The 20,591-nt window shown below is 64.9% G+C and carries 21 protein-coding genes and 1 pseudogene; 19 read left to right on the top strand and 3 right to left on the bottom strand.

Annotation, left to right across the window (positions count from 1 at the left end; genetic code table 11):
- Positions 1 to 132 precede the first annotated feature (132 nt).
- Positions 133 to 2,283 (bottom strand): acyl-CoA dehydrogenase, encoded by a 2,151-nt coding sequence (locus tag ACWDUD_RS29730; RefSeq protein ID WP_248673058.1) that lies wholly within the window; start codon positions 2,281 to 2,283, stop codon positions 133 to 135.
- 37 nt (positions 2,284 to 2,320) lie between these two features.
- Positions 2,321 to 3,079, bottom strand: a complete 759-nt coding sequence (locus ACWDUD_RS29725; RefSeq protein ID WP_248673059.1) for an SDR family NAD(P)-dependent oxidoreductase — start codon at positions 3,077 to 3,079, stop codon at positions 2,321 to 2,323.
- A gap of 209 nt (positions 3,080 to 3,288) precedes the next feature.
- On the opposite strand from ACWDUD_RS29725, the gene ACWDUD_RS29720 reads away from it, so the two are divergent.
- Together ACWDUD_RS29720 and ACWDUD_RS29715 are read left to right on the top strand one after the other, a co-directional pair.
- Positions 3,289 to 3,597, top strand: a complete 309-nt coding sequence (locus ACWDUD_RS29720) for a hypothetical protein (RefSeq protein ID WP_248673060.1) — start codon at positions 3,289 to 3,291, stop codon at positions 3,595 to 3,597.
- 39 nt (positions 3,598 to 3,636) lie between these two features.
- Positions 3,637 to 5,145 (top strand): class I adenylate-forming enzyme family protein, encoded by a 1,509-nt coding sequence (locus ACWDUD_RS29715; RefSeq protein WP_450111652.1) that lies wholly within the window; start codon positions 3,637 to 3,639, stop codon positions 5,143 to 5,145.
- Positions 5,146 to 5,210: 65 nt separating this feature from the next.
- Here ACWDUD_RS29715 and ACWDUD_RS29710 read toward each other — a convergent pair whose 3' ends face one another.
- Positions 5,211 to 6,014 (bottom strand): FadR/GntR family transcriptional regulator, encoded by an 804-nt coding sequence (locus tag ACWDUD_RS29710; RefSeq protein ID WP_248673062.1) that lies wholly within the window; start codon positions 6,012 to 6,014, stop codon positions 5,211 to 5,213.
- Positions 6,015 to 6,195: 181 nt separating this feature from the next.
- On the opposite strand from ACWDUD_RS29710, the gene ACWDUD_RS29705 reads away from it, so the two are divergent.
- The 17 genes and pseudogenes from ACWDUD_RS29705 (at position 6,196) to ACWDUD_RS29625 (ending at position 20,585) form a co-directional block, all read left to right on the top strand.
- Positions 6,196 to 7,476 (top strand): FAS1-like dehydratase domain-containing protein, encoded by a 1,281-nt coding sequence (locus ACWDUD_RS29705; protein ID WP_248673063.1) that lies wholly within the window; start codon positions 6,196 to 6,198, stop codon positions 7,474 to 7,476.
- A 98-nt stretch (positions 7,477 to 7,574) separates the two neighbouring features.
- A complete protein-coding gene (locus ACWDUD_RS29700; protein ID WP_248673064.1) occupies positions 7,575 to 8,321 on the top strand; it encodes an enoyl-CoA hydratase/isomerase family protein in 747 nt (248 codons plus the stop codon).
- 168 nt (positions 8,322 to 8,489) lie between these two features.
- Complete coding sequence (locus ACWDUD_RS29695) at positions 8,490 to 9,683, top strand: thiolase C-terminal domain-containing protein (RefSeq protein ID WP_248673065.1); 1,194 nt, start codon at positions 8,490 to 8,492, stop codon at positions 9,681 to 9,683.
- Complete coding sequence (locus ACWDUD_RS29690; RefSeq protein WP_248673066.1) at positions 9,680 to 10,111, top strand: Zn-ribbon domain-containing OB-fold protein; 432 nt, start codon at positions 9,680 to 9,682, stop codon at positions 10,109 to 10,111. Before ACWDUD_RS29695 ends, ACWDUD_RS29690 begins: the two co-directional genes overlap by 4 nt.
- 260 nt (positions 10,112 to 10,371) lie before the next feature.
- Positions 10,372 to 11,319 (top strand): ABC transporter permease, encoded by a 948-nt coding sequence (locus ACWDUD_RS29685; protein ID WP_450111651.1) that lies wholly within the window; start codon positions 10,372 to 10,374, stop codon positions 11,317 to 11,319.
- Positions 11,316 to 12,206: an ABC transporter permease gene (locus ACWDUD_RS29680; RefSeq protein WP_248673068.1), complete on the top strand. Its 891-nt coding sequence runs from the start codon at positions 11,316 to 11,318 to the stop codon at positions 12,204 to 12,206. The genes ACWDUD_RS29685 and ACWDUD_RS29680 overlap by 4 nt, the downstream gene beginning before the upstream one ends.
- The gene (locus tag ACWDUD_RS29675; protein WP_248673069.1) at positions 12,203 to 13,225 is read left to right on the top strand and encodes an ABC transporter ATP-binding protein; all 1,023 of its coding nucleotides are present in this window, start codon (positions 12,203 to 12,205) and stop codon (positions 13,223 to 13,225) included. Before ACWDUD_RS29680 ends, ACWDUD_RS29675 begins: the two co-directional genes overlap by 4 nt.
- Complete coding sequence (locus ACWDUD_RS29670) at positions 13,218 to 14,105, top strand: ATP-binding cassette domain-containing protein (RefSeq protein WP_248673070.1); 888 nt, start codon at positions 13,218 to 13,220, stop codon at positions 14,103 to 14,105. Before ACWDUD_RS29675 ends, ACWDUD_RS29670 begins: the two co-directional genes overlap by 8 nt.
- A gap of 15 nt (positions 14,106 to 14,120) precedes the next feature.
- Positions 14,121 to 14,549, top strand: coding sequence for an FAS1-like dehydratase domain-containing protein (locus ACWDUD_RS29665; RefSeq protein WP_248673175.1), 429 nt, complete (start codon positions 14,121 to 14,123; stop codon positions 14,547 to 14,549).
- Positions 14,546 to 14,965, top strand: coding sequence for a MaoC family dehydratase (locus tag ACWDUD_RS29660; RefSeq protein ID WP_450111650.1), 420 nt, complete (start codon positions 14,546 to 14,548; stop codon positions 14,963 to 14,965). Before ACWDUD_RS29665 ends, ACWDUD_RS29660 begins: the two co-directional genes overlap by 4 nt.
- A gap of 190 nt (positions 14,966 to 15,155) precedes the next feature.
- Positions 15,156 to 16,712 (top strand): ABC transporter substrate-binding protein, encoded by a 1,557-nt coding sequence (locus tag ACWDUD_RS29655; protein WP_450111649.1) that lies wholly within the window; start codon positions 15,156 to 15,158, stop codon positions 16,710 to 16,712.
- A gap of 71 nt (positions 16,713 to 16,783) precedes the next feature.
- Positions 16,784 to 17,641 carry an SDR family NAD(P)-dependent oxidoreductase gene (locus ACWDUD_RS29650; protein ID WP_248673073.1) on the top strand — a complete coding sequence of 286 codons (858 nt, stop codon included), beginning with the start codon at positions 16,784 to 16,786 and terminating at the stop codon, positions 17,639 to 17,641.
- A 194-nt stretch (positions 17,642 to 17,835) separates the two neighbouring features.
- Positions 17,836 to 18,117 (top strand): LLM class flavin-dependent oxidoreductase, encoded by a 282-nt coding sequence (locus ACWDUD_RS29645; RefSeq protein WP_368862554.1) that lies wholly within the window; start codon positions 17,836 to 17,838, stop codon positions 18,115 to 18,117.
- Positions 18,075 to 18,377, top strand: a pseudogene (locus ACWDUD_RS29640) (hypothetical protein); the annotation flags it as partial. The gene ACWDUD_RS29645 and the pseudogene ACWDUD_RS29640, both read left to right, overlap by 43 nt.
- Before the next feature lie 150 nt (positions 18,378 to 18,527).
- Positions 18,528 to 19,622, top strand: coding sequence for an ISAs1 family transposase (locus ACWDUD_RS29635; protein WP_248673074.1), 1,095 nt, complete (start codon positions 18,528 to 18,530; stop codon positions 19,620 to 19,622).
- A 63-nt stretch (positions 19,623 to 19,685) separates the two neighbouring features.
- The gene (locus ACWDUD_RS29630) at positions 19,686 to 19,952 is read left to right on the top strand and encodes a hypothetical protein (protein WP_248673075.1); all 267 of its coding nucleotides are present in this window, start codon (positions 19,686 to 19,688) and stop codon (positions 19,950 to 19,952) included.
- A 72-nt stretch (positions 19,953 to 20,024) separates the two neighbouring features.
- The gene (locus tag ACWDUD_RS29625; protein ID WP_450111648.1) at positions 20,025 to 20,585 is read left to right on the top strand and encodes an ABC transporter substrate-binding protein; all 561 of its coding nucleotides are present in this window, start codon (positions 20,025 to 20,027) and stop codon (positions 20,583 to 20,585) included.
- Positions 20,586 to 20,591: the final 6 nt, after the last annotated feature.

Here is a 20,591-nt window from a genome sequence, read left to right as displayed (position 1 = left end):
TCTACCAGGTAGGACCCCACGTCCTCATCTCACGCCACACCGCCCGAATGTCCCCGGCCGCCGTCAGCGAACTCCTGGTGAGAAAACCTCACTGTGTCCGGCCCCCGGTATTCCGTAGTCGAGGGCAGTGCCTCAGTTGGCGATCTGCTCGCGGGGCAGACCCAGCAGCCGCTCCGCGATGACGTTGCGGTTGATCTCGGACGTGCCACCGGCAATGGTCATCGCACGCGAGATCAGGTAGTTGTATGCGAGCTGCGGCTCGTCGCCGGCCACCACCGCGGGTCCGGCGATGCGCAGTGCGAGTTCACCGACGTGCTGGGAGTGCTCCGCAGCGAGCATCTTCGTGATGCTGCCTTCCGGGCCGGGATCGCTTCCTGTCACCGCACGCACGACGTGCCGGACGTTGAGCACGCCCATCGCCTGTTCGCGGGCAGCGAGTCCGGCGATCGCGCGAGTAACCGTCACGTCCCCGGGGGCGTACTTCGACGCCACCGGGAGCAACGAGTACGCCGATCGCTCGTCGCCACCGGTGCTTCCGCCGCCGATGGAGACACGCTCGTTGCCGAGCGTTGCCCGTGCCACGGTCCAGCCGTTGTCGACGGCGCCCACGACGTCGGCATCCGGGACGAACACATCGTCGAAGAAGACCTCGTTGAAGACCGCGTCGCCGGTGATCTCGCGCAGCGGCCGCACCGTCACCCCGGGCGCCGTCAGATCGACGACGACCGCGGTGATGCCCTTGTGCTTCGGCACGTCGCGGTTGGTGCGGATTGTTGCCAGACCGCGGTTGCAGTTCTGCGCGTTGGACGTCCATACTTTCTGGCCCGTGATGCGCCAGCCGCCCTCGACCTTCACTCCGCGCGTGGCGACGGCGGCGGCGTCGGAACCGGCGCCGGGCTCGGAGAAGAGCTGGCACCAGACCAGATCCCCCATGAGGCCCGGCCGGATCCACCGCTCGATCTGCTCGGGGGTGCCGTGCTGGGTGAGGGTGAGGAGGATCCAGGCACCGATCCCGAGGTTCGGCAGCTCTACGCCGGAGAACTCCTCATCGATCACGAGCTGTTCGACCGGGGACGCGGCGCGCCCGAACGGCTCCGACCAGTGCGGCATGAGGTAACCGGAATCGACGAGAAGCGCCCGCCGCTCGGCCTCCGCCGCCGCGTTGTACTTCTGCACGAATTCGCGGGCCTGAGTGCGGTAGATCTCTGCCTCCGCGGGCAGATCGACCGCGTAGTGCCGCCGGACCCCGGAGGTACCCGATTCGACGATCGAGTCAAGTGCACCGTCGACATCGCCGAACAGCGACCGCAGGGCGTGGGCGCGACGCAGGAACAGGTGGCAGTCGTGTTCCCATGTGAAACCGACGCCACCGTGGATCTGAATGCTCTTCTCCGCGTTGGTGACGTACGAGTCGAAGGCGATCACACGCGCGGCGTCGAGCGCGAGCTTTGCCTGGTCGCCGTCGGTTCCGGCACGCGCCGCATCCCACGCCACCGCGATCGCGAGTTCGCTCGTCGCCAGCATGTTCGCGAGGTGGTGCTTGATCGCCTGGAACGAGCCGATGGCCCGGCCGAACTGCTCGCGGACCTTCGCGTACGCGAGTGCCGTCTCGAGAGTCGCCTGGGTACCACCTGCGGCCTCGGCGGCCGCGATCACGCGCGCGGTATGCCGGGCGATCCGTGCTCCCCCCGCGACGACTGCCCGAACGCTCGCGTTCTCGAGCACGACTCGGGCGAGGCGCAGGCCCGGGTCGAAGTCGGGTGCAGGGACGAGGGTGACGGCCTGATCGTCGGGTGAGACGAGAACGAGGTCGTCCCCGGTGACCAGGGCGAGCACGGTCGCACCGAGGGCGCCCACAACGAGGCCCGCGTCACCGGAAACGGTGGTGCCGGACAGGGTCGCGGTGCCGGCGACTCCTAGGCCCGCGATCGTGCTGCCGTCGGCGAATCCGGGGAGCCAATCCGTCTGCTGCTGCTCGTCGCCGGCGGCAACAAGTGCCGCCGACGTGGCGACCGACGCGAGAAACGGTACCGGGACGAGTTGCCGGCCGAGTTCCTCGGCGACGATCGCGACTTCGGGGAGGGCGACATCTGCGCCGCCGAATCGTGTCGGCAGGTGCAACCCGAGCCAGCCGAGGTCGGCAAACTGCTTCCAGAGAGTCGAGGTATCGGTGTTCGGGTCGTCGACCACCCGCCGCGCGAGGGCGGCGGCGTCGTGGCCCGAGAGGAATGATCGGACGGCGTCCGCGATGTCGCGGTGGTCGTCGGTGATCGCGAGTGGCATGAGCGTTCTTCCTTGTGAGTTGTCGAGTGGTTCTCGATCAGCGCGGAGCGAACCGCTGGCCGGCATCCAGACGCAGGCACTGGCCGTTGAGCATGGCGTTGTCGACGATTGCGAGGGCGAGTTTGGCATATTCCTCGGGCCGGCCCATCCGCTTCGGGAAAGCGGCGTCCTCGACCAGGGGAGCGACGCGGTCGTCCGGGATTCCGGCGGTCGCGCCGGTGGCGAACAGACTCGGTGCGATCGCGAGGACACGGATGCCGTTCGGACCGAGGTCGCGTGCCATCGTCAGGGCCATTCCGGCGATGCCGGCCTTGGCGGCCGTGTAGGCGACCTGACCGATCTGACCCTCGAAGGCGGCGATCGACGAGGTGTTGATGATGACGCCGCGCTCCTCGTCCTCGGGCTCGTTGAGGGCCATATGCGCAGCGGCGAGGCGGTTGAGGTTGAATGTCGCGATCAGGTTCAGATCGACGATGGCGCGGAAGGTTTCGAGGTCGTGGGGACCGCTGCGGCCGAGGGTCTTCTTCGCAGATCCTCCACCGGCAGTGGTGACGATGATGTGCAGGCCACCGAGGTCGGTGACGGCCTTGTTCAAGGTCTCCTCGACGCCGGTGAAGTCGGTGATGTCGGCCGGATGGAAGACCGCACCGATCTCGGCCGCGACCTCTGCGCCGCTACTGCTCTCGCGATCGAGAATCGCGACCTGAGCCCCCTGCGCGACGAGCGCCTGTGCGGTTGCCTTTCCCATGCCGGAGGCACCCCCGACCACGATGGCCTTCTTGCCGCTGATGTTCATCTCTGCTCCTGATGCTGGGTGGACGGGTCGCTCGAGGGCCACAGCGTTCCTGGGTTCCCCGTCGTCGACCGCTTGTTCTTAGATCACTTATAGTACTATCTTAACTATGTGATGCGCGCTACTGTGGTGACGCGGAGTCGTCCGGGATCAGGACTCGGAGTCCGGGTCGTCGGAGTGGCCCCGTGGAACTTGCTCGAAGTGGAGGAATCGTGATTCTCAAGGTCGGTCAGTCGTTGGCCAGCTCTGTCGACAGCACCACCGTGATGGTGGTCCGGGCGCCCCGGGCAGACGTGTCGCTGACGTGCGGCGGTGTGGAAATGGTGGTCGGGAAGAAGGGCGAGGGCGACGGTTCCGCCATCGATCCCGCCTTCGTCGGCGGCGCACAACTCGGCAAGCGCTACGCGGACGACGAGGTGGGGCTCGAAATTCTGTGCACGAAGCCCGGTACAGGCCGACTGGACCTGGACGGACGCGCATTGCCGCTGAAGGCCGCCAAGCCGTTGCCGTCCTCGGACTGACGCGCGTTCGCCGACCCGATTCCTCGACTGGAGTAATTGATGAATCTGACGATGTTGCTGGACATGGCCGTCGACGGCTTCGGAGACCGAATCGTGATCGGGACTCGTGATGCCGGGATCTCTGCGTCGCGGCTGCAGGAGCTCTCGATCGCGGGGGCTGCCGCGATCGAGGATGCCGGTGCCGACGCCGTCGTATACCTCGCGGTCAACGGCCCCGCGTTTCCCGTGGCCATGTTCTCGGCAGCACGCGCGGGCGTGCCGCTCGTGCCGGTGAACTACCGGCTCGGCCGCGAGCAACTCGATGCGTTGCTCGCCAATCATCCGAGGGCGCTCGGCATCGCCGACCCGGGCCAGACCGAAGCTCTCGAGCGGGCGGGCCTGCCGGTCCGGACGCCCCGGCAGTGGCTGCAGGAACTCGCGACGTCACCGGTCACGGACGCGGAGGACAATGTGGTCGACGTCGACAGCCCGGCTGTCGTCATCTACACCTCCGGTACCACGTCCGCCCCCAAGGGGGTCTTGCTCCGCCACGAGAACCTCACGTCGTATGTGCTGGGCTCTGTCGAATTCGCTTCTGCAGAGGAGGCCGATGCCGCGTTGGTGAGCGTTCCCCCTTATCACATTGCAGCAGTCGCGAACGTCATCACGAACCTGTATGCGGGGCGGCGCACCATGGTGCTCGAGCAGTTCACACCGGAGCAGTGGCTCGACACTGTCCGGCGTGAGGAGATCACGAACGCACTGGTGGTCCCCACCATGCTTGCGCGAATCATCGAATCGGAGGCCGACAAGGACGTTCCGAGCCTGCGCGGACTCGCATACGGTGGCGCGCCGATGCCGGCGCGGGTCCTCGAACGTGCGCTGCGGCTGTGGCCTGACACGGGCTTCGTCAACGCCTACGGGCTCACGGAAACCAGTTCGACCGTCGCTGTCCTCGGTCCCGAGGATCATCGCGCGGCGCTCGCGAGCGACGACGAGAAGGTCCGGGCGCGGCTCGGATCCGTGGGGCGCGTGGTTCCCGGCGTCGATCTCGAGATCCGCGACGTCGACGACACTCCTGTGCCTCCCGGGGTAACCGGACGGATCTGTGTGCGAGGCGAGCAGGTGTCAGCGGAATACGCAGGCATCGGCCGCATGGTCGACGACCGCGGGTTCTTCGATACGCGCGACAAGGGCTACCTCGACGAGGACGGATTCCTCTTCGTGGGCGGGCGTGTCGACGACACGATCATTCGTGGAGCAGAGAACATCGCGCCGGCCGAGATCGAGGATGTCATGCTCAGGCACCCCGCCGTGATGGACGTCGCGGTCGTCGGCATTCCGGACGAGGAGTGGGGCCAGCGGATCGAAGCCGCCGTCGTCCTGGACCCCGGAGCCACCGTCGACGTCGAGGAGCTCCGGAACTTCGTGCGAGAGTCGTTGCGCAGCAGTAAAACTCCCGAGAGGATCGTGTTCTGGGACGAACTTCCCCGAACCGAGACCGGCAAGCTCGTGCGCAGGCACGTGGTTGCACGTCTCGAGAACTCGGAGGACGCTGCAAGCGTCTGAGAACGAAAGCGGCGGTCCGGCCGGTGCCCACCGGCCGGACCGTCGTATTCGTGAGGGGCGGCGCTCTACTCGAACATGTCGACGACCGCGGTCCGGCCGGCGTCGTTTCCGAGGACGAGCTTGCGCACTGCGGTCAGATGCGCCGCCCAGTGCGCCTCGGCGCCCGCTCCGTCGTCGGCTTCGAGGAGATCGACGAGCTTCTCGTACGAGCGGATATTTCGGAGAAAATGCCGCCACACCCCGGGGAGATGGTTGCCCTGGGCAATGGCGGTCGCCTGGTGGGTCGCGACGATGTCCCGAAGCACCCCCGCCTGGACGCTCAGGGCCTTGTTGCCGCACCGGTCCGTGATCGTGGACTGGAAACGGATGGTCAGGTCGGCCCAGTGTCGGGGCCCTCTGCTGGTGCTCAGATCCTTCTCGGTCACAGCGCGCATGCTCGCGAGGCACGAGCGGAGTTCCGCGACGTCCTCGTCGGTGCGACGTTCGGCGAACAGACGTGCGCAGACCGGTTCGAAGACGATTCGGGCAGCGTAGATCTCCTCGAGCGTCGTGCCGTTCATCTGGAGAATCAATCCGACGCTCCGTGCCGCCACGGAGATGTCGGGTCTCGAGACGACCGCACCGCCGTGGCCTCCCCGTTTCCGTTGGATGAGGGATTCGGCCTCGAGCAGGCGGAATGCTTCCCTCAATGTGGCGCGGGAGACGCCGAAATCCTCCATGAGTGTCGCTTCCGGAGGAAGCATGTCACCGGTCGCGAGTTCGCCGCGCACGATCTCGCGGCGCAGTCGCGCAGCAACGAGTTCGGCGGTCTTGGGGATTCGTACCGACCCCGACATGGCCCCGAGGGATGAGAATGCGCGCGTACTCATCGCTCGAGCCTACGTCCCGCCGGTCGTCATTCCGCGACAGATGGCATCTGCCGCTTTACATCTCTCACTAGGTGCACTTACTGTGGGGGAGTAGGCGGGGTGGACGACCGTGTCGAGAAATGCAGCCGCTTCCCAGTGCCTGCCGCCCGCGGCGCCCCCGAAAAGACCCTGGAGGTACTTCATGAGCACGTCTGACACGACAGAGAAGAATCCCGAGATCTACACCTTCAAGGACGAGGACGTCCAGCGGGCGAAGGATCTCGTGGGTGTCTACCATGCGGTGACACAGCGAGAGCAGTACACGCGGGCGACCCCGGACATCATGCGGAACTTCGCTCGCAGCTACGGCGATGACAATCCGCTGTTCGTGGACGAGGAGTACGGTCTCGACACCCGCTGGGGTGGGCAGATCGCCCCGCCGATGATCAACATCGCGCTCACCAAGGAACTGCTCGCGGATCCGGTGCCTCGCGAGCAGCGACGTCCGTCGTTCCGCGGCATTCACGTCTTCGTTTCGGGAACCACCACCAATTGGTACCGGCCGGTGTACGACGGCGACACTCTCTACTCGTTCCAGGGGTTCGACAAGGTCGAGGAAAAGCAGTCCGAGTTCGCGGGCCGCTCGCTCATCGTCACCCGCATCCACGTCCAGTTCAACCAGCGCGCCGAGGTCGTGCAGACGCAGCGGGTGATCACCATCCACACCGAGCGTCACGAGTCGAAGAAGCGCAAGAAGTACGACGCCATCGAGCCCGCGTCCTACACTTCCGAGGACATCGCGAAGATCGACGAGATCTACGCGGCAGAGCAGGTTCGGGGCGCGAACACCCGCTACTGGGACGACGTCGAGGTCGGCGACAGCCTCGGGACCATGGCCAAGGGACCGCTGACGACCACCGACATGGTCGTCTTCCATTCGGGCGGATACGGTTTCGCGCCCTACACGCCGTCGGCGAGCCGCCTGAGCTACAAGAACCGTCAACGCATCGCCCCCTTCTACATCCCCAACGAGCAGGGCATCCCCGATGTCGCGCAGCGCATCCACTGGGACAGCGACTACGCCCGGTCGATCGGCCTGCCGGCTGCATACGACTACGGCATGATGCGCGACTGCTGGCTGACCCACTTCCTCACCGACTGGATCGGCGACGACGGCTGGCTCGAATCCATGTCGAGCCAGATGCGCAAGTTCAACTACATGGGCGACACCCACACCTTCACCGGTGAGGTCGTCGGCAAGCGTGTCGAGGGCGATCGTCATCTGATCGACATCGAGCTGCGTGGTACCAGCCAACGTGGCGAGGTCACCTGCCCCGCGACCGCCACGATCGCGTTGCCGAGCAGGGAAACCGGCCTCGCTGTGCTGCCCACGGCACCGGCCGAGCTCGAGCGAGTCGCCGCGAAGATGCTCAAGCGCAACGGTGAGCTTCGTGCGGAACGGCGTCGCGCAGGCCAGGCCTGATCATCATTTCGAACGGATCCAACCCGCCGGGCGTGTCTGTCGCTCCGCTTGGCGGGTTGTGCCGTTCTCGGACCACTCATCACAGCGAGGACCATCCCATGCCGGTAACCACCGAAATTCGAGACGGTGCAGTGATCGTCACCCTGCGCTGGACCGACAAGCGCAACGCCCTCTCCGCCGACGACGCCGATCTCGTCGCCGAGGCCATCACCGGAGCCGGGGCCGAATCGGCCGCCCGGGCACTCGTTCTCGCGGGCGAGGGCCAGTTCTGCGCGGGTGGTGATCTCCCCTTCTTCGCGGAGCTGGGCCGGACCTTGACGCCGGAGGAGATCCACCGAACCATCTACGGTCGGGTCCAGGCGATGGTGCGTGCCCTTCGCGACTGCCCCGTCCCCACGATCGCCGCAGTCGACGGTGCCGCTGTCGGTCTCGGAATGGACCTGGCGCTGGCGTGCGATATGCGATTCGTGGGTCCGAAGGGCTTCCTCATGCAGGGCTGGGCGCGGGCGGGATTGATTCCTGGCACGGGAGGGACCGCTCTGTTGCACCGCGTCGCCCCCGAGCGACTGTGGCAACTTCTCGCGACGCAGGAGCGTGTCTCGGCCGAGCGTGCAGTCGAACTCGGTCTCGCCGAAAGCGGTGAGCCCGACGCTCTTACGGCGGCTCTCGCCCGGGTAGAGGCACTGTCGTACATCGATCGCCGGGTGTTGGGGGATTATGCCGCCCTTGCCCGCCGGGCGGCGTGGCCGGACGAGGAGAACTTCGACCAGGCCGGTGCTCGGCAGGGCCACCTGTTGACTTCGCAGCACTTCCGGGACCTCACCCGGCAACTGCTCGGCAAGTAGCAGGGCAACGCCTGGTATATGAAGTCTTCATAGATTACTATGTGATACATGTCATGTGTGGGTATTCGCGCATGACACGAGCGTGAAGCCGTAACGACTCCGGTGGTGCCCCGATCGCGGGACCCCGGAGTACGTCGGCCGACCGGATAACCGAACGGAGAAGCTGTCTTGAGCAACGGACTGCGGGATGTCGCCATAGTCGGTGTCGGCGCCACCCCCTATTACAAGCGCGGAGGTTCCGCGCCTCAGACCATCACCGAACTCGCAGGCAAGGCAATCCTCGCAGCATGCGAGGACGCGGGCATCTCGGTGAAAGAGATCGACGGCTTCGCCTACTATTCCGGAGCCGGCGCGGGGTACGGCGACAAGATGGACACCGCCGACTTCATGGAGACGTTGGGCATCCCGGAGGTCACGTTCACGGCATCGCTGACTTCCGGCGGTGGTGGATCTGCCGGTTCCATCGGGCTTGCGCGCGCAGCAATCGTTTCAGGTCAGGCGACGACCGTCGTAACCGTCATGGCGTTGCAGCAGCAGAAGCAGCGTCTGGGTACCGTTTTCGCGGCGAAGGCCCCGGATCCGCTGAGTTCGTTCCTGCAGCCTTCGGGTCTCGCGGGCCCCGGCCACCTGATGTCGGTGCTCGCACGTCGTCACATGCACATGTACGGCACAACGCGTGATGCATTCGCCGAGATCGCGATCTCCGAGCGGCAGAATGCACTCAATCGTCCCAAGGCCATTCAGAAGACACCTCTCACCAGGGAGGAATACTTCAACGGTCGCATGATCGCGGACCCGTTGTGCCTGTACGACTTCTGCATGGAGACCGAAGGTGCGGTCGCGGTGATCACCACGAGTTCGGACCGTGCGAAGGATCTGCGGCAGAAGCCGGTGCCCGTGGTGGCGGTTGCACACGGTGGCCGTCGTGAGTGGGGTCGCGCGTTCGCGTGGTACGGCATGCCCGACGAGTATTTCGCATCTGCGGGCAACGCCCCGATCGCCAAGCGTTTGTACGAGCAGTCGGGGCTGACTGCCAAGGATATCGATGTCGCACTGCTCTACGACCATTTCTCGCCCATGGTTCTGATGCAGCTCGAGGACTACGGCTTCTGTGAGCGCGGCGAGGGCGGCGCGTTCGTCGAGAGTGGCGCGATCCGGTACGACGGCGGCTCGATCCCGGTGAACACCCACGGTGGTCAGCTGTCCGAGGCCTACATCATCGGAATGACACACATCATGGAGGCGGTGGAGCAGATGCGAGGCACTGCGATCAATCAGGTGAAGGATGCCGAGTTCGCCCTGGCGACCGGCGGTCCCGCGTCGCTGCCCGTCAGTGGCCTGATCCTGGGACGTGCGGCATGAGCGACATCGTGGCAACGCCGCTGCCCGGCGACGCCGTCCAGATCACGACCGATCCGCACACCGAACCCTTCTGGCAGGCAGCCAAGGAGGAGCGACTCGTCGCGTGCCAATGCGCAGATTGCGGGCACTTCCGGATGCCTCCGACCCCCTTCTGTCCGGAATGTCAGTCCACCGAGAAGAAGTGGCCGGAGCTCTCCGGGCGTGGCACCGTGTACAGCTTCGCCGTCGTCCACGGTTTCCCGGGATTGCCCGACATCACCGTCGTCGGCGCCGTGATCGACCTCGAAGGTGCCGCCCCGGCCCGGTTGGTCACCAATGTCGTGGACGTCGACCCCGACGAAGTGGCGATCGGAATGGATGTCGAGGTGTGCTTCTCGCCGATCTCCGATGGGTGGAAGCTGCCCGTGTTCCGTCCCGTGACCGACTGAATCGGACTGCACCACAGCCGAATAGCTCACACTGCCTGCAGCCGGTGCTGCGGACACTCCGGTGCCCGCAGCACCGGCTGCTGCGCGTGCAGATGAAGTGCACATAGTTAACTAAGTAGTGTTGACAACCTAAGTGGCGCGCCTCACAATGAACAGGACCGTGGCGTGCACGCCCGTACTCGGGCCCGGTCGGTTGTCGCTTCTTCCCGGCCTCACCGGACGCGTCCACACCGCATGCCCAGCCGAACGAAGGGTTTTCCATGTTGCGGTTCATGGCATCACGACTGTTGACAGTTGTGCCGATGCTTCTGATTCTGACCGTCATCGTGTTCCTGCTCGTAGAAATCGCCCCCGGCGATCCTGCCGCGATCATCGCCGGCGCCGACGCATCGCCCGAGGCGATCGCCGCGGTGCGCCAGCGACTCGGCCTCGACCAACCGGTATGGCATCAGTACCTGTCCTACGTCTGGAATGCACTGCAAGGTGATCTCGGGACGTCGTTCGCCACCAACGAACCGGTCACCGAGGTGATTGCCCGCCGGCTCCCGAGGACCCTGTCGATCGGTCTGTTCGCGATGCTCATGGTCGTCATCCTGAGTATTCCCCTCGGAATACTCGCCGCGGTCAAGCGCGACAGCCTGTTCGACCGGATCCTCACCGGGACCTCGGTATTCCTGCTCGCTGTCCCGCCGTTCGTGCTCGCCGCGATCCTGGTGAAATGGTTCGCGCTCGGCGGCCTCCAGATCTTCCCGCCCACCGGGTACGCCCCGCTCAGCGACGGTGTGGGGGAGTGGTTGATGTATGCGACGCTCCCCGCGATCGCGATCGCCACCATCAGCCTCGCCGAGCTCGCCCGGCAGGCGCGCGGCGCCATGATCGACGCGCTCGAGCAGGACTACATCCGCACGGCCCGAGCCAAGGGTCTGAGCAAGATGGCACTCGTCTGCAAACATGCTGCGAAGAACGCAGCGGTCCCGTACATCACGGTGCTGGGACTGAACGTCGGCCGCGTCGTCGGCGCGGCGGTGATCATCGAGGCAATCTTCAACATCCAGGGATTCGGCCAGCTCGGCGTCACCGCGGTCATCAACCGTGACATCCCGACCATGCAGGGTGTGGTCCTGGTCAGCGGCGTGATCGTCCTGCTCGTCACCCTGCTCGTCGACATCTCGTACGGCTACCTGAACCCGAGGATCCGAAACAAATGACCACTACAGTGACGAACGCGAGAAGCGTCAAGACGCTGTTCTCGTACACTCCGGGCCGCACGATGAAGCGGCTTCTGCAGGATCGTGTGGGGATGTTCTGCCTCGTCGGGCTGACATTCCTGGTGCTCGTCGGCGTTGTGGCGCAATTCTGGACGCCGAAGGATCCGGCGGCGCAGAGCCTGCTGAATCGACTCGAAAGCCCCAGCAGTGAATACTGGCTCGGTACCGATGCGGTCGGGCGCGACATCCTGAGTCGGCTCATGGTCGCCACCGGAGTCGACCTGGCCGCGGCCGCACTCGCTGTGGGTATCGGCATCGTCGTCGGGGCGAGCCTGGGCCTGATGGCCGGCTACCTCGGCGGTCTGCTCGATTCCGTCACCAGCCGGGTGTCCGATGTGTTGTTGTCGCTGCCGCCGCTGCTCTTCGCAGTGGCGATCGTCGGAGCCCTCGGACCGAGTCTGACGAACGCAATGATCGCGATCGGCGTGCTTCTCGCCCCTCGATTCTTCCGCCTGGTGAGGGTCAGCACCCGGGAAATCGTCAACGAGGACTACGTGGAAGCCGCCCGCTCGGGCGGTGCCGGGCCGATCCGAATCATGACGCGTCACGTGGCACCGAACATCATCTCCCCGCTGTTGATCCAGATCTCCTTCGGCGCCTCCGTCGCGATCGTCGCCGAGTCCGGCCTGAGCTTCCTCGGGCTGGGTGTCCAACCACCGACGGCCAGTTGGGGGTCGATGGTGAAGGAAGGATTCGACAATCTTGCAATCAACGGCTGGACCATCATTCCGTCCAGTGTCGTGATCGTCGTCACGATCCTGATGTTGTCGCTGTTCGGCGACAGTCTGCGGGATGCAGTCGGAAGCCAGGGCGGGAGCAAGGCATGACCATCACCACGGAAAAGGCACTCGAGCAGGACGTCGTCCTGAAGGTCGACGACCTGTGTGTCGACTTCAAGACCCCGGACCACGGGTGGACCCGCATCGTCGACAACGTCGCCTTCAGCGTCCGCAAGGGCGAAACATTGGGGCTGGTCGGTGAATCCGGGTCCGGCAAGACGGTCACGTCCCTCGCCATCATGCACCTGCTGGCGCGTAATGCCCGCGTCTCCGGTTCTGTCGTCGTCAATGACCGGGATCTCAATGCGTTGCCGGAGAAACAGCTCGACGAGGTGCGAGGCTCCGAGGTCGCGATGATCTTCCAGGAGCCGCGGCGCAGTCTCAATCCGGCGTTCACAGTGGGCGATCAGGTCGCCGAGGCGGTACGTCGGCACCGCAAGTGCTCGAGAAAGGACGCGTGGGCGCGCGCGGTCGAACTGTTCGACCGGGTCGGGATTCCGGAGCCGGCGAAGCGTGCACACGCCTATCCGCACGAGTTCAGTGGGGGCATGTGCCAGCGTGTCATGCTGGCGATGGCACTGTCGTGCGATCCGGATGTGCTCATCGCGGACGAACCCACCACGGCTCTGGATGTGACCGTGCAGCGGCAGGTGCTCGGCCTGATCCACGAACTGCAGCTCGAACTGGGCCTCGGCGTATTGCTGATCACTCACGATCTGAGCGTTGTCGCCGAGGTGTGTGACCGGGCCGCGGTGATGTACGCGGGCCGGATCGTCGAGGACGCGCCGATCCTCGAACTGTTCGACAACCCGGGTCATCCCTATACCGCTGGTCTACTACACGCAATGCCCGACCCGGTCAGGCATGCCGAGAAGATGGGCGTCATCCCGGGCCGTGTGCCACCGCCGCACGAATTCGTGGAGTCCTGCCGATTCGCGCCCCGCTGCCCGTATGCCCGGGAGGAGTGCACGTCGGGTTACATCCCGTTGTCGACCGTCGGAACCGACCATCTCGTCCGCTGCGTCCGCACCGACGAGATTTCGCTGGAGGACGCTTTCTATGCCTGACACGACCGCAACTGCTGCACGTACCGACACCCGGCAGAACACAGGCGATCCGGCTCTGATCATCGAGGGTCTGACCAAATCGTATCCGGCAAGACGCAATTTGATCGGACGCGTCACCGAGACCGTCGACGCGGTGCGTGGGGTGAGCCTCGAGGTTCGACGCGGCGAGACGCTCGCGCTCGTCGGCGAGTCCGGTGCCGGCAAGTCGACGGTGGGACGTCTCGCGCTGCGGTTGATCGAGCCGGACGCCGGGACGATCAAAGTGCTCGGCGAAGACATCACGGCAATGGGACGGTCGGATCTGCGCAAGGTCCGGGGCCGGGCGACGATGATCTTCCAGGACCCGTTCAAGTCGCTCAATCCCCGTGCACCGATCCGGTATTCGATCGCCGAGCCCATGTTCTCGCAGGGGGGTTACAGTGCCGCGGATCGCGACAAGCGGGTCGCCGCGCTGCTCGACAGGGTCGGGCTGACCGCGCATCACCTCGATCGCTATCCGTACGAGATGTCGGGTGGTCAGCTCCAGCGTGTCGCCATCGCCCGTGCGCTGGTGACCGACCCGGAGATCGTGGTGTGCGACGAGCCGGTCGCGGCGCTGGACATGTCCATCCGATCGCACGTCGTCAACCTGCTGCGCGAACTGCAGAAAGAGCGAAACCTCGCTTATCTGTTCATCTCTCACGACATGTCCCTCGTGCGGGTCATCGCGGATCGCATCGCGGTCATGAAGCGTGGCGAGATCATCGAGTGCAACGACGCAGCCACGCTGTTCGCCGATCCCACACACGAATACAGTCGCACGCTGTTGTCGGCGATTCCGGCCGCTCATCCGAGTCTTCGCACCTTCCGGCCCGCGCCGGCCGGCCGGACGGTGGGGTAGGCGACCATGGCAGTGATGCCGATCGAACGTGGCAAGATCCGTGAGTACGCTGCGGCGACGGGCGCCTCCCGCGCCGAGTACCTGGACGACCCGTCCGCCCCGATACCGCCGACCTTCCTCGCCACAGTCGTGTTCTGGGACAATCTGTCGCGGGTCTTCGATCTCCCCGAAACCCGTGCAGGATGCGCGGCAATCGGAGTCGTTCCCGATGTCCGCCGACTCCTGTCGCTCGAGCAGGAGTACGTCTTCCACGGCGATATCCTCCACGCCGGTGAGACGGTGACGACGCAACTGGGGCTCGACTCCGTCGAATTGAAGGAAGGGCGGTCGGGATCGATGGCACTGGTGCACTTCACCGTGAGCTTCACCGACACGGATGGTCGACTCAGGGCTGAATGTTATTACACTTCTGCCTTTCTCAATCCGATCGGAGGTGGGGAGTGACTGCTTCGAGTGTGGGTGTCCAGCCAGGACAGACCTTTCCTCCACGCAAGTTCGGGCCCATTTCCATGACGGACGTGGTGCGGTATCAGGGTGCGAGTGGGGATCTGAACCCGATGCACCACGACGACGAAATGGCTCGGGCGGCGGGGTATCCCGCGTCGTTCAGTGTCGGCATGCTCGGTGCCGGATATCTGGCTGCCTACTGCACGGAGCTCTTCGGGGTCCGTACGGTGAGGCGATTCCGGACTCGATTCCGCAAGGTCGTCTATCGCGGTGAGGTGCTCACCGCGCGAGCTGTAGTCCGTGGGATCCGGCGGAGTGGGGACACCGCATGTGTCGAACTCGGTCTCGAACTCGTCGATTCTACCGGCGCGGTCGTGGTGGACGGCTCGGCCGAGTTTCTCGCAGAGTCGTAAAACGACTGTAGGAAAACAATGTTGGCGGACGAGATTGCAGTCTCGAGATTGTGATGTGGGCCACCACAAAGTAGTGTCCGTGTTGTAGGTCATATCCCCTCGGGTGTCGTCTTTGCCTGCAGTCCCTCTCCGCGCCGTCAGGCAGTAGCCGTGCTCCGGTGTTCGAACCCGATCCGTGAAAGGACATTCCATGTTCCGAAGTCGCTGGGCAGTCACCGCGGTTGCGTGTTTGGCTGTCGCCGCTCTGGTTTCGTCGTGTGGTAGCTCCGGCGCCTCCTCCGATGCAGGGCAGGGAGCGGTCGACACGAACGCCACCCTGTCGGTCGGCTGGACGCAGGCGGTCAGCACGCTCGATCCGCACATGGCCACCTCCGAAATCGCATCGTTCCGTTTCGGACTCAACAACGTCTACGACCGGCTGTTCACCGTCGATCACGACGGTGTAACCAAGGGCATGCTGGTCACCGACTGGTCCTACAACGGCGACGGCACACAGCTCGTGTTCCATCTCCGCGAGGACGCATCGTTCCGGGACGGCACGCCGCTCGACGCCGTCGTCGTGAAGAAGAACCTCGATCGCGCGCGCACTCTCGAGTCGCCGGTGGTCAAGCGCTCGCTGTCGGCGATCGCCGAGGTGACCGCTACGGGGCCGTACGAGGTCACTGTCACTCTCGCGAAGCCCACCGACCAGATGCCGTACCTGCTCGCCGGGCCCGCCGGCCTGATCATGAACCCACCCCTGTTCGAGGCCGGTGACCCCGGTACGACGGCGGACGGATCCGGCGCCTACAGCGTGGAATCGTGGGCTCCGAACGAGAAGCTTGTCCTGGTGCGCGACCGCGACGACTACTGGGACGCCGACGCCGCCAAGCCGGCTCGCATCGAACACACGGCAATTCCGGACTTCCAGGCATTCACCAACGCCGTCGCCGGTGGTCAGATCGACATCGGACAGTTCCAGCCGGGCAACATCGCAGCAGTGGAAGGTCGGGACGGCCTCGTCACGGTTCCGGTGGCGCACGGTGTCGGTATGGAACTCGCCATCAACCGCAATGCGAAGCCGCTCGACGACCTGCGGGTGCGACAGGCCCTCAATCACGCGATCGATCGGGAGACGATCACAGAGGCTCTGTACCCGGGGTCCCGCGTGCGGTGGCAATTCGTGCCCCAAGGGCTGTCCGGGTTCGACGAGAGCCTCGAGGACATCTACCCGTACGATCCCGAGAAGGCCAAGGCGCTGCTTGCGGAGGCTGGTTATCCGGACGGCATCGATCTCGGGGAGATCGCGGTGTCGTCGGCGACGACACCGGGCCTGGTCGACGTCGTGCAGGAGCAGTTCGCTGCCGTGGGTGTCCGGTTCCAGCCCCGTGTGCTCGACGGCGTCGAGGTGTACACCCAGTTCGCGTCCGGTCGTTATCCGCTTCTCGTCGGGTTCTCCTCGGCAGGAATCAGTTTCGCGGCCGGCCTCAATACGCGAATCGGGCCGACCCAGAACCCGGCGGGCACGACCCCGGAGTACGACGCATTGATCGCCGACGTGACGGATTCGCGACGCACCGAGGACGAGCGCACTGCCAGCAAGGTCGAGCTGAACAAGTACCTCACCGAGCAGGCCTGGGGTGTCCCGATCGTGTGGATCACCTACCCGTGGGTGATGAGTGACAAGGTCGGCAACTTCAGTACGGACATGGACTACGCGACGACCTGGGGGCCGTACGACCTTCGTGACCTTGCGATCACCGAATGACAAAGTAGCATCGAGCCCGCGCCGCCCACCGAAACCGTTGGGCGGCGCGGGCTTTCGAAGGAGAGGCGGACATGGCTGGTATGACCGTGGACCTGACCGGACAGGTCGCGCTGGTGACAGGCGGTGGCGGCGGGATCGGGCGGGGGATCGCGCTGGCGCTCGCCGAGGCCGGGGCGGACATCGTCCTCGCCGAGGTCGATCCACAGCGTGCAGAGCAGACCGCCGGGCTGATCCGTGAGCGCGACCGCAAGGTGCTGGCGGTGCAGACCGACGTGATGGACACCGAACAGGTCCGTAGTGCCGTCGAACGTGCCGACCGCGAATTCGGACGCCTCGACATCCTGGTCAACAACGCCGGCGGTGTTCGCGGTGGAGCGTTCGCCGAGCAGAGCGAGCGCAGTTGGCGGCGGCACATCGACATCAACCTGGTCAGCATGCTCGCAGCGACCTCGGCCGCTGTTCCGCTCATGAGGCGCGGTGCCGCGGGCGGCTCGATCGTCAACGTCAGCAGCATCGAGGGAACCCGGGCCGCACCGAACTTCGCCGTGTATGCCGCGTGCAAGGCGGGCATGCTCAGCTTCACCCGCACAATGGCGTTGGAGTTGGCCGCGGACGGTATCCGCGTCAATGCGATCACGCCCGATCAGACCGTGACGCCCGGCAACCACGGGCAGCGCACCGGACCGATCGACGAAGCCGCCTACCTGGTCCGGGAGCCGGCACTTCAGGATGCGATGGACCGGTACATTCCGGTCGGACGCGAAGGAGACATCTCCGAATGCGGTGCGGCTGTGGCATTCCTGTGCTCACCCCTCGCGTCGTACATCACGGGTGCGACTCTTCCCGTGGATGGTGGAACGTGGGCTGCGTCGGGCTGGTCGCGGGGGACCGAAGGTACGTGGAACCTGGGAGACTTTCCTGTCGGTTGAGGAGTCGAACTGATACAGCTGCAGGCATTTTGGGAACTTCAGTAGTTCCGGAATTGGTGGATGTTCACTGAAGTGTGGCATTCCTCCGAGCGCCGAGGTCTGATTGTGCAGATTCGCGGACGACAACGGTGACCGGAATCGATTTCTCTTCGATTGGTCGAGGCCTTCCATCGAGTGCTGCTGCAACGGTTCCCATGGCCGGGCCGGATCGAGAGATCATCGCAGGCCTCGGAAACTCCAATCCCATCCAGACCGAAGGCTGGCATGGGCGCCCGTGGGATGCACCGTACTGGCGTATGCGCGACTACGTGGCCATCATGCGGAAAGCGTTTCACGGTGAATCGGTCGAACACGAAGGCAGAGCCATCGCGATCCCGTACCGAGCACCCGGTGAAGAGCCGAAGTACCCCCGAGCAGGCCCCTCCTTGAAACCGATCCCGGCATTCCCATCCTGTTCGGCGGTGGTACCGAACTGATGCTCACGCACGCCGCAGATATCGCCGACGGTCTGCTCACGAACGGGAGTTGGGCACCAGGAGTGATGGACGTCTACCGACCCATGCTCGAAAAAGGATTCGCCAAACGGAAAACTCCGATGACAATCGAGAACGTTCCGATCTGGGCCCACGTCGATGTCCTGGTGACCGACGATATCAAGGGCGGGTTCGCCGAATTCAAGGAATATGCCGCCCGCTACGTCGGGGGCTATGGCGGCAGGGCCCCGGCAAAGTCGTGAGTGATGCGCGATGAGCTGCGGTTTCGGGTGGGATGACGCCGGATCGAGGGGCGCAGATCAGGGCGGGCACGACCGTCTCGGCGATGATTCAAGTTCCTACACCAGCACCACAACCAGGAACGAGTCGTGCCCGCAGTCCCATCTTCTCCCATGCCCACCCGAGTGTCCGACACCGGGATCCTCGAGGTACTCGGTCAGGTACCCGATCCACGAGCCCGGCGCGGGGTCCGGCACCGGCTCACCGCAATCCTGGCCGTGACACTGGCTGCGGTGTGCGCCGGTGCGAGATCGTTCACCGCGATCGCCGAATGGGCCGACGCGCCGGCCGAAGCCCTCGGGAGACTCGGGGTGGCCGCCCCGGTGCCATCTGAGTCGACGATCCGCCGCACACTCGGACGTGTCGATGCAGCCGTGTTGGACCAGGTCATCGGCGTGTGGGCATGGTTGCGGACCCGGGTGGTCGACGGCCGCCGGGTGATCGCCGTCGACGGCAAAACCCTGCGCGGGGCGAAGGACACTGCCGGACATCTCACCCATCTGCTCGCGGCGCTCGACCACGGCAGCGGAGTCGTGCTCGGGCAGGTCGAGGTCGGCGCGAAGACCAACGAGATCCCGCTGATCACCGACCTGCTCGGCATGCTGGACCTCACCGATGTGGTGGTCACCGCGGATGCCTTGCACTGTCAGCGAGCGACCGCCGAGTACATCGTGGGCCGCGGCGGGCATTACGTGTTCACGGTGAAGAACAACCAGCGTGCTCTACGGAACCTGTTGAAAGCGTTGCCCTGGAATGAAATTCCGGTCTCCTCGTCGATCGCAGGAGCTGGTCACGGGCGACTCGAACGTCGCACGGTCAAGGCCACCGAAGTCGGTGCCGGACTTGGATTCCCGCACGCGACGCAGGTGTTGCAGGTCCGCCGCACCGTCACCCGGAACGGCCGCAAGAGCGTCGAGATCGTCTACCTGATCACCTCGATGCCCATGACTGCCGCAGCTCCGACGCAGATCGCGACCTGGATCCGTGGACATTGGGGCATCGAGAACCGGCTCCACTGGGTCCGGGACGTCACCTTCGACGAGGACCGCTCCACCATCCGCACCGGCACCGGCCCACAGGTCATGGCTGCCATCCGAAACACTGCCATCAGCATCCTGCGACTGGCCGGCCACACCAGCATCGCCGTGGGATTACGGCACCACAGCCGTGACCCACACCGGCCGATCGATCTACTTCATGCCGCCTGACATGCAGCTATGCGACTTTGCCGGGGCCCTGGCTATGGCGGTAAGGGCGGTCTCCACGACCTGATGTGCTGGCGCGGTTATTCCGAAGTCGCAGATCGGGTCGTCGAGCTTTACCAGGCCGGTTTCATCGCTGAGGCCGAAGCTGCTATCCCGGACGAATACATCGACGAATGCTGGCTGGTCGGCCCGCTTCCTCGAATCGTCGCACGCTGGCGATCCAAGTGGATCAACGATGGATGCAACCTCATCGTGCGTACCGACAACTGGCCTTCTGCGAAACCGTCGGACAACGCCGTCTACGAACCGTTGTTGCGAGCCCTTCGCGACTGACCTGCGTGAATCGTTCGCGCGCTTCACTTTTCGGCATCGTATTCCAAAGGCCTCGATCGCACAGGAGACAATATGAAACGCAGGGACTTTCTTTTCGGCAGCGTGCTGGCCGGCGCAGCTTTGGTTTCCACCGCCTGTGGTCAAGGAACCTCGGTTGGCGGCGCCGGAACCGACCTCACCGTCGACCCTGATGGTACCTTGCGGTTCGCCTGGGCTGTCGGACCCGCGAACCTGGATCCGCACATGGCCACCAGCGAAGCCGTCTGGTTTCGCTACGGTCTCCCTTCGGTCTACGACCGCCTCTTCACCGTCGACGCTCGAGGCCAGGTCCACGGGCGACTCGTGCGCGAGCATTCCTACAGTAGCGATGGATCGACCCTATTCCTGACATTGCGGGACGATGTTACGTTCCGTGACGGTCGAGCACTCGACGCAGAGGTAGTGAAGCTAAACCTCGATCGTGCCCGAACCCTCGACAGTCCCGTCACAGAACGAGAGATGAGTCAGGTCAGCGATGTAGCTGTTCTCGGCTCGTATCGTCTTGCGCTAGTGCCGCATCACGCAACGTTTGCCCTGTCGACGATCTCGCGTAGTTTCTCGTCGACTGCGTGCTTGTTCCGCCAGATGATGTAGCGACGA

This window comes from Rhodococcus sp. NPDC003382, from assembly GCF_053589135.1.
This window is presented reverse-complemented; position numbering and strand designations above follow the sequence as displayed.

Excerpts from the sequence above, each read along its gene's own strand:
- ACWDUD_RS29650 (WP_248673073.1), top strand. The coding sequence starts at position 16,784 with ATGGCTGGTATGACCGTGGACCTGACCGGACAGGTCGCGCTGGTGACA.
- ACWDUD_RS29655 (WP_450111649.1), top strand. The coding sequence starts at position 15,156 with ATGTTCCGAAGTCGCTGGGCAGTCACCGCGGTTGCGTGTTTGGCTGTC.
- ACWDUD_RS29690 (WP_248673066.1), top strand. The coding sequence starts at position 9,680 with ATGAGCGACATCGTGGCAACGCCGCTGCCCGGCGACGCCGTCCAGATC.
- ACWDUD_RS29710 (WP_248673062.1), bottom strand. The coding sequence starts at position 6,014 with ATGAGTACGCGCGCATTCTCATCCCTCGGGGCCATGTCGGGGTCGGTA.
- ACWDUD_RS29630 (WP_248673075.1), top strand. The coding sequence starts at position 19,686 with ATGTGCTGGCGCGGTTATTCCGAAGTCGCAGATCGGGTCGTCGAGCTT.
- ACWDUD_RS29645 (WP_368862554.1), top strand. The coding sequence starts at position 17,836 with ATGGCCGGGCCGGATCGAGAGATCATCGCAGGCCTCGGAAACTCCAAT.
- ACWDUD_RS29685 (WP_450111651.1), top strand. The coding sequence starts at position 10,372 with ATGTTGCGGTTCATGGCATCACGACTGTTGACAGTTGTGCCGATGCTT.
- ACWDUD_RS29730 (WP_248673058.1), bottom strand. The coding sequence starts at position 2,283 with ATGCCACTCGCGATCACCGACGACCACCGCGACATCGCGGACGCCGTC.
- ACWDUD_RS29675 (WP_248673069.1), top strand. The coding sequence starts at position 12,203 with ATGACCATCACCACGGAAAAGGCACTCGAGCAGGACGTCGTCCTGAAG.
- ACWDUD_RS29635 (WP_248673074.1), top strand. The coding sequence starts at position 18,528 with ATGCCCACCCGAGTGTCCGACACCGGGATCCTCGAGGTACTCGGTCAG.
- ACWDUD_RS29700 (WP_248673064.1), top strand. The coding sequence starts at position 7,575 with ATGCCGGTAACCACCGAAATTCGAGACGGTGCAGTGATCGTCACCCTG.
- ACWDUD_RS29725 (WP_248673059.1), bottom strand. The coding sequence starts at position 3,079 with ATGAACATCAGCGGCAAGAAGGCCATCGTGGTCGGGGGTGCCTCCGGC.
- ACWDUD_RS29625 (WP_450111648.1), top strand. The coding sequence starts at position 20,025 with ATGAAACGCAGGGACTTTCTTTTCGGCAGCGTGCTGGCCGGCGCAGCT.
- ACWDUD_RS29705 (WP_248673063.1), top strand. The coding sequence starts at position 6,196 with ATGAGCACGTCTGACACGACAGAGAAGAATCCCGAGATCTACACCTTC.
- ACWDUD_RS29665 (WP_248673175.1), top strand. The coding sequence starts at position 14,121 with ATGCCGATCGAACGTGGCAAGATCCGTGAGTACGCTGCGGCGACGGGC.
- ACWDUD_RS29715 (WP_450111652.1), top strand. The coding sequence starts at position 3,637 with ATGAATCTGACGATGTTGCTGGACATGGCCGTCGACGGCTTCGGAGAC.
- ACWDUD_RS29670 (WP_248673070.1), top strand. The coding sequence starts at position 13,218 with ATGCCTGACACGACCGCAACTGCTGCACGTACCGACACCCGGCAGAAC.
- ACWDUD_RS29680 (WP_248673068.1), top strand. The coding sequence starts at position 11,316 with ATGACCACTACAGTGACGAACGCGAGAAGCGTCAAGACGCTGTTCTCG.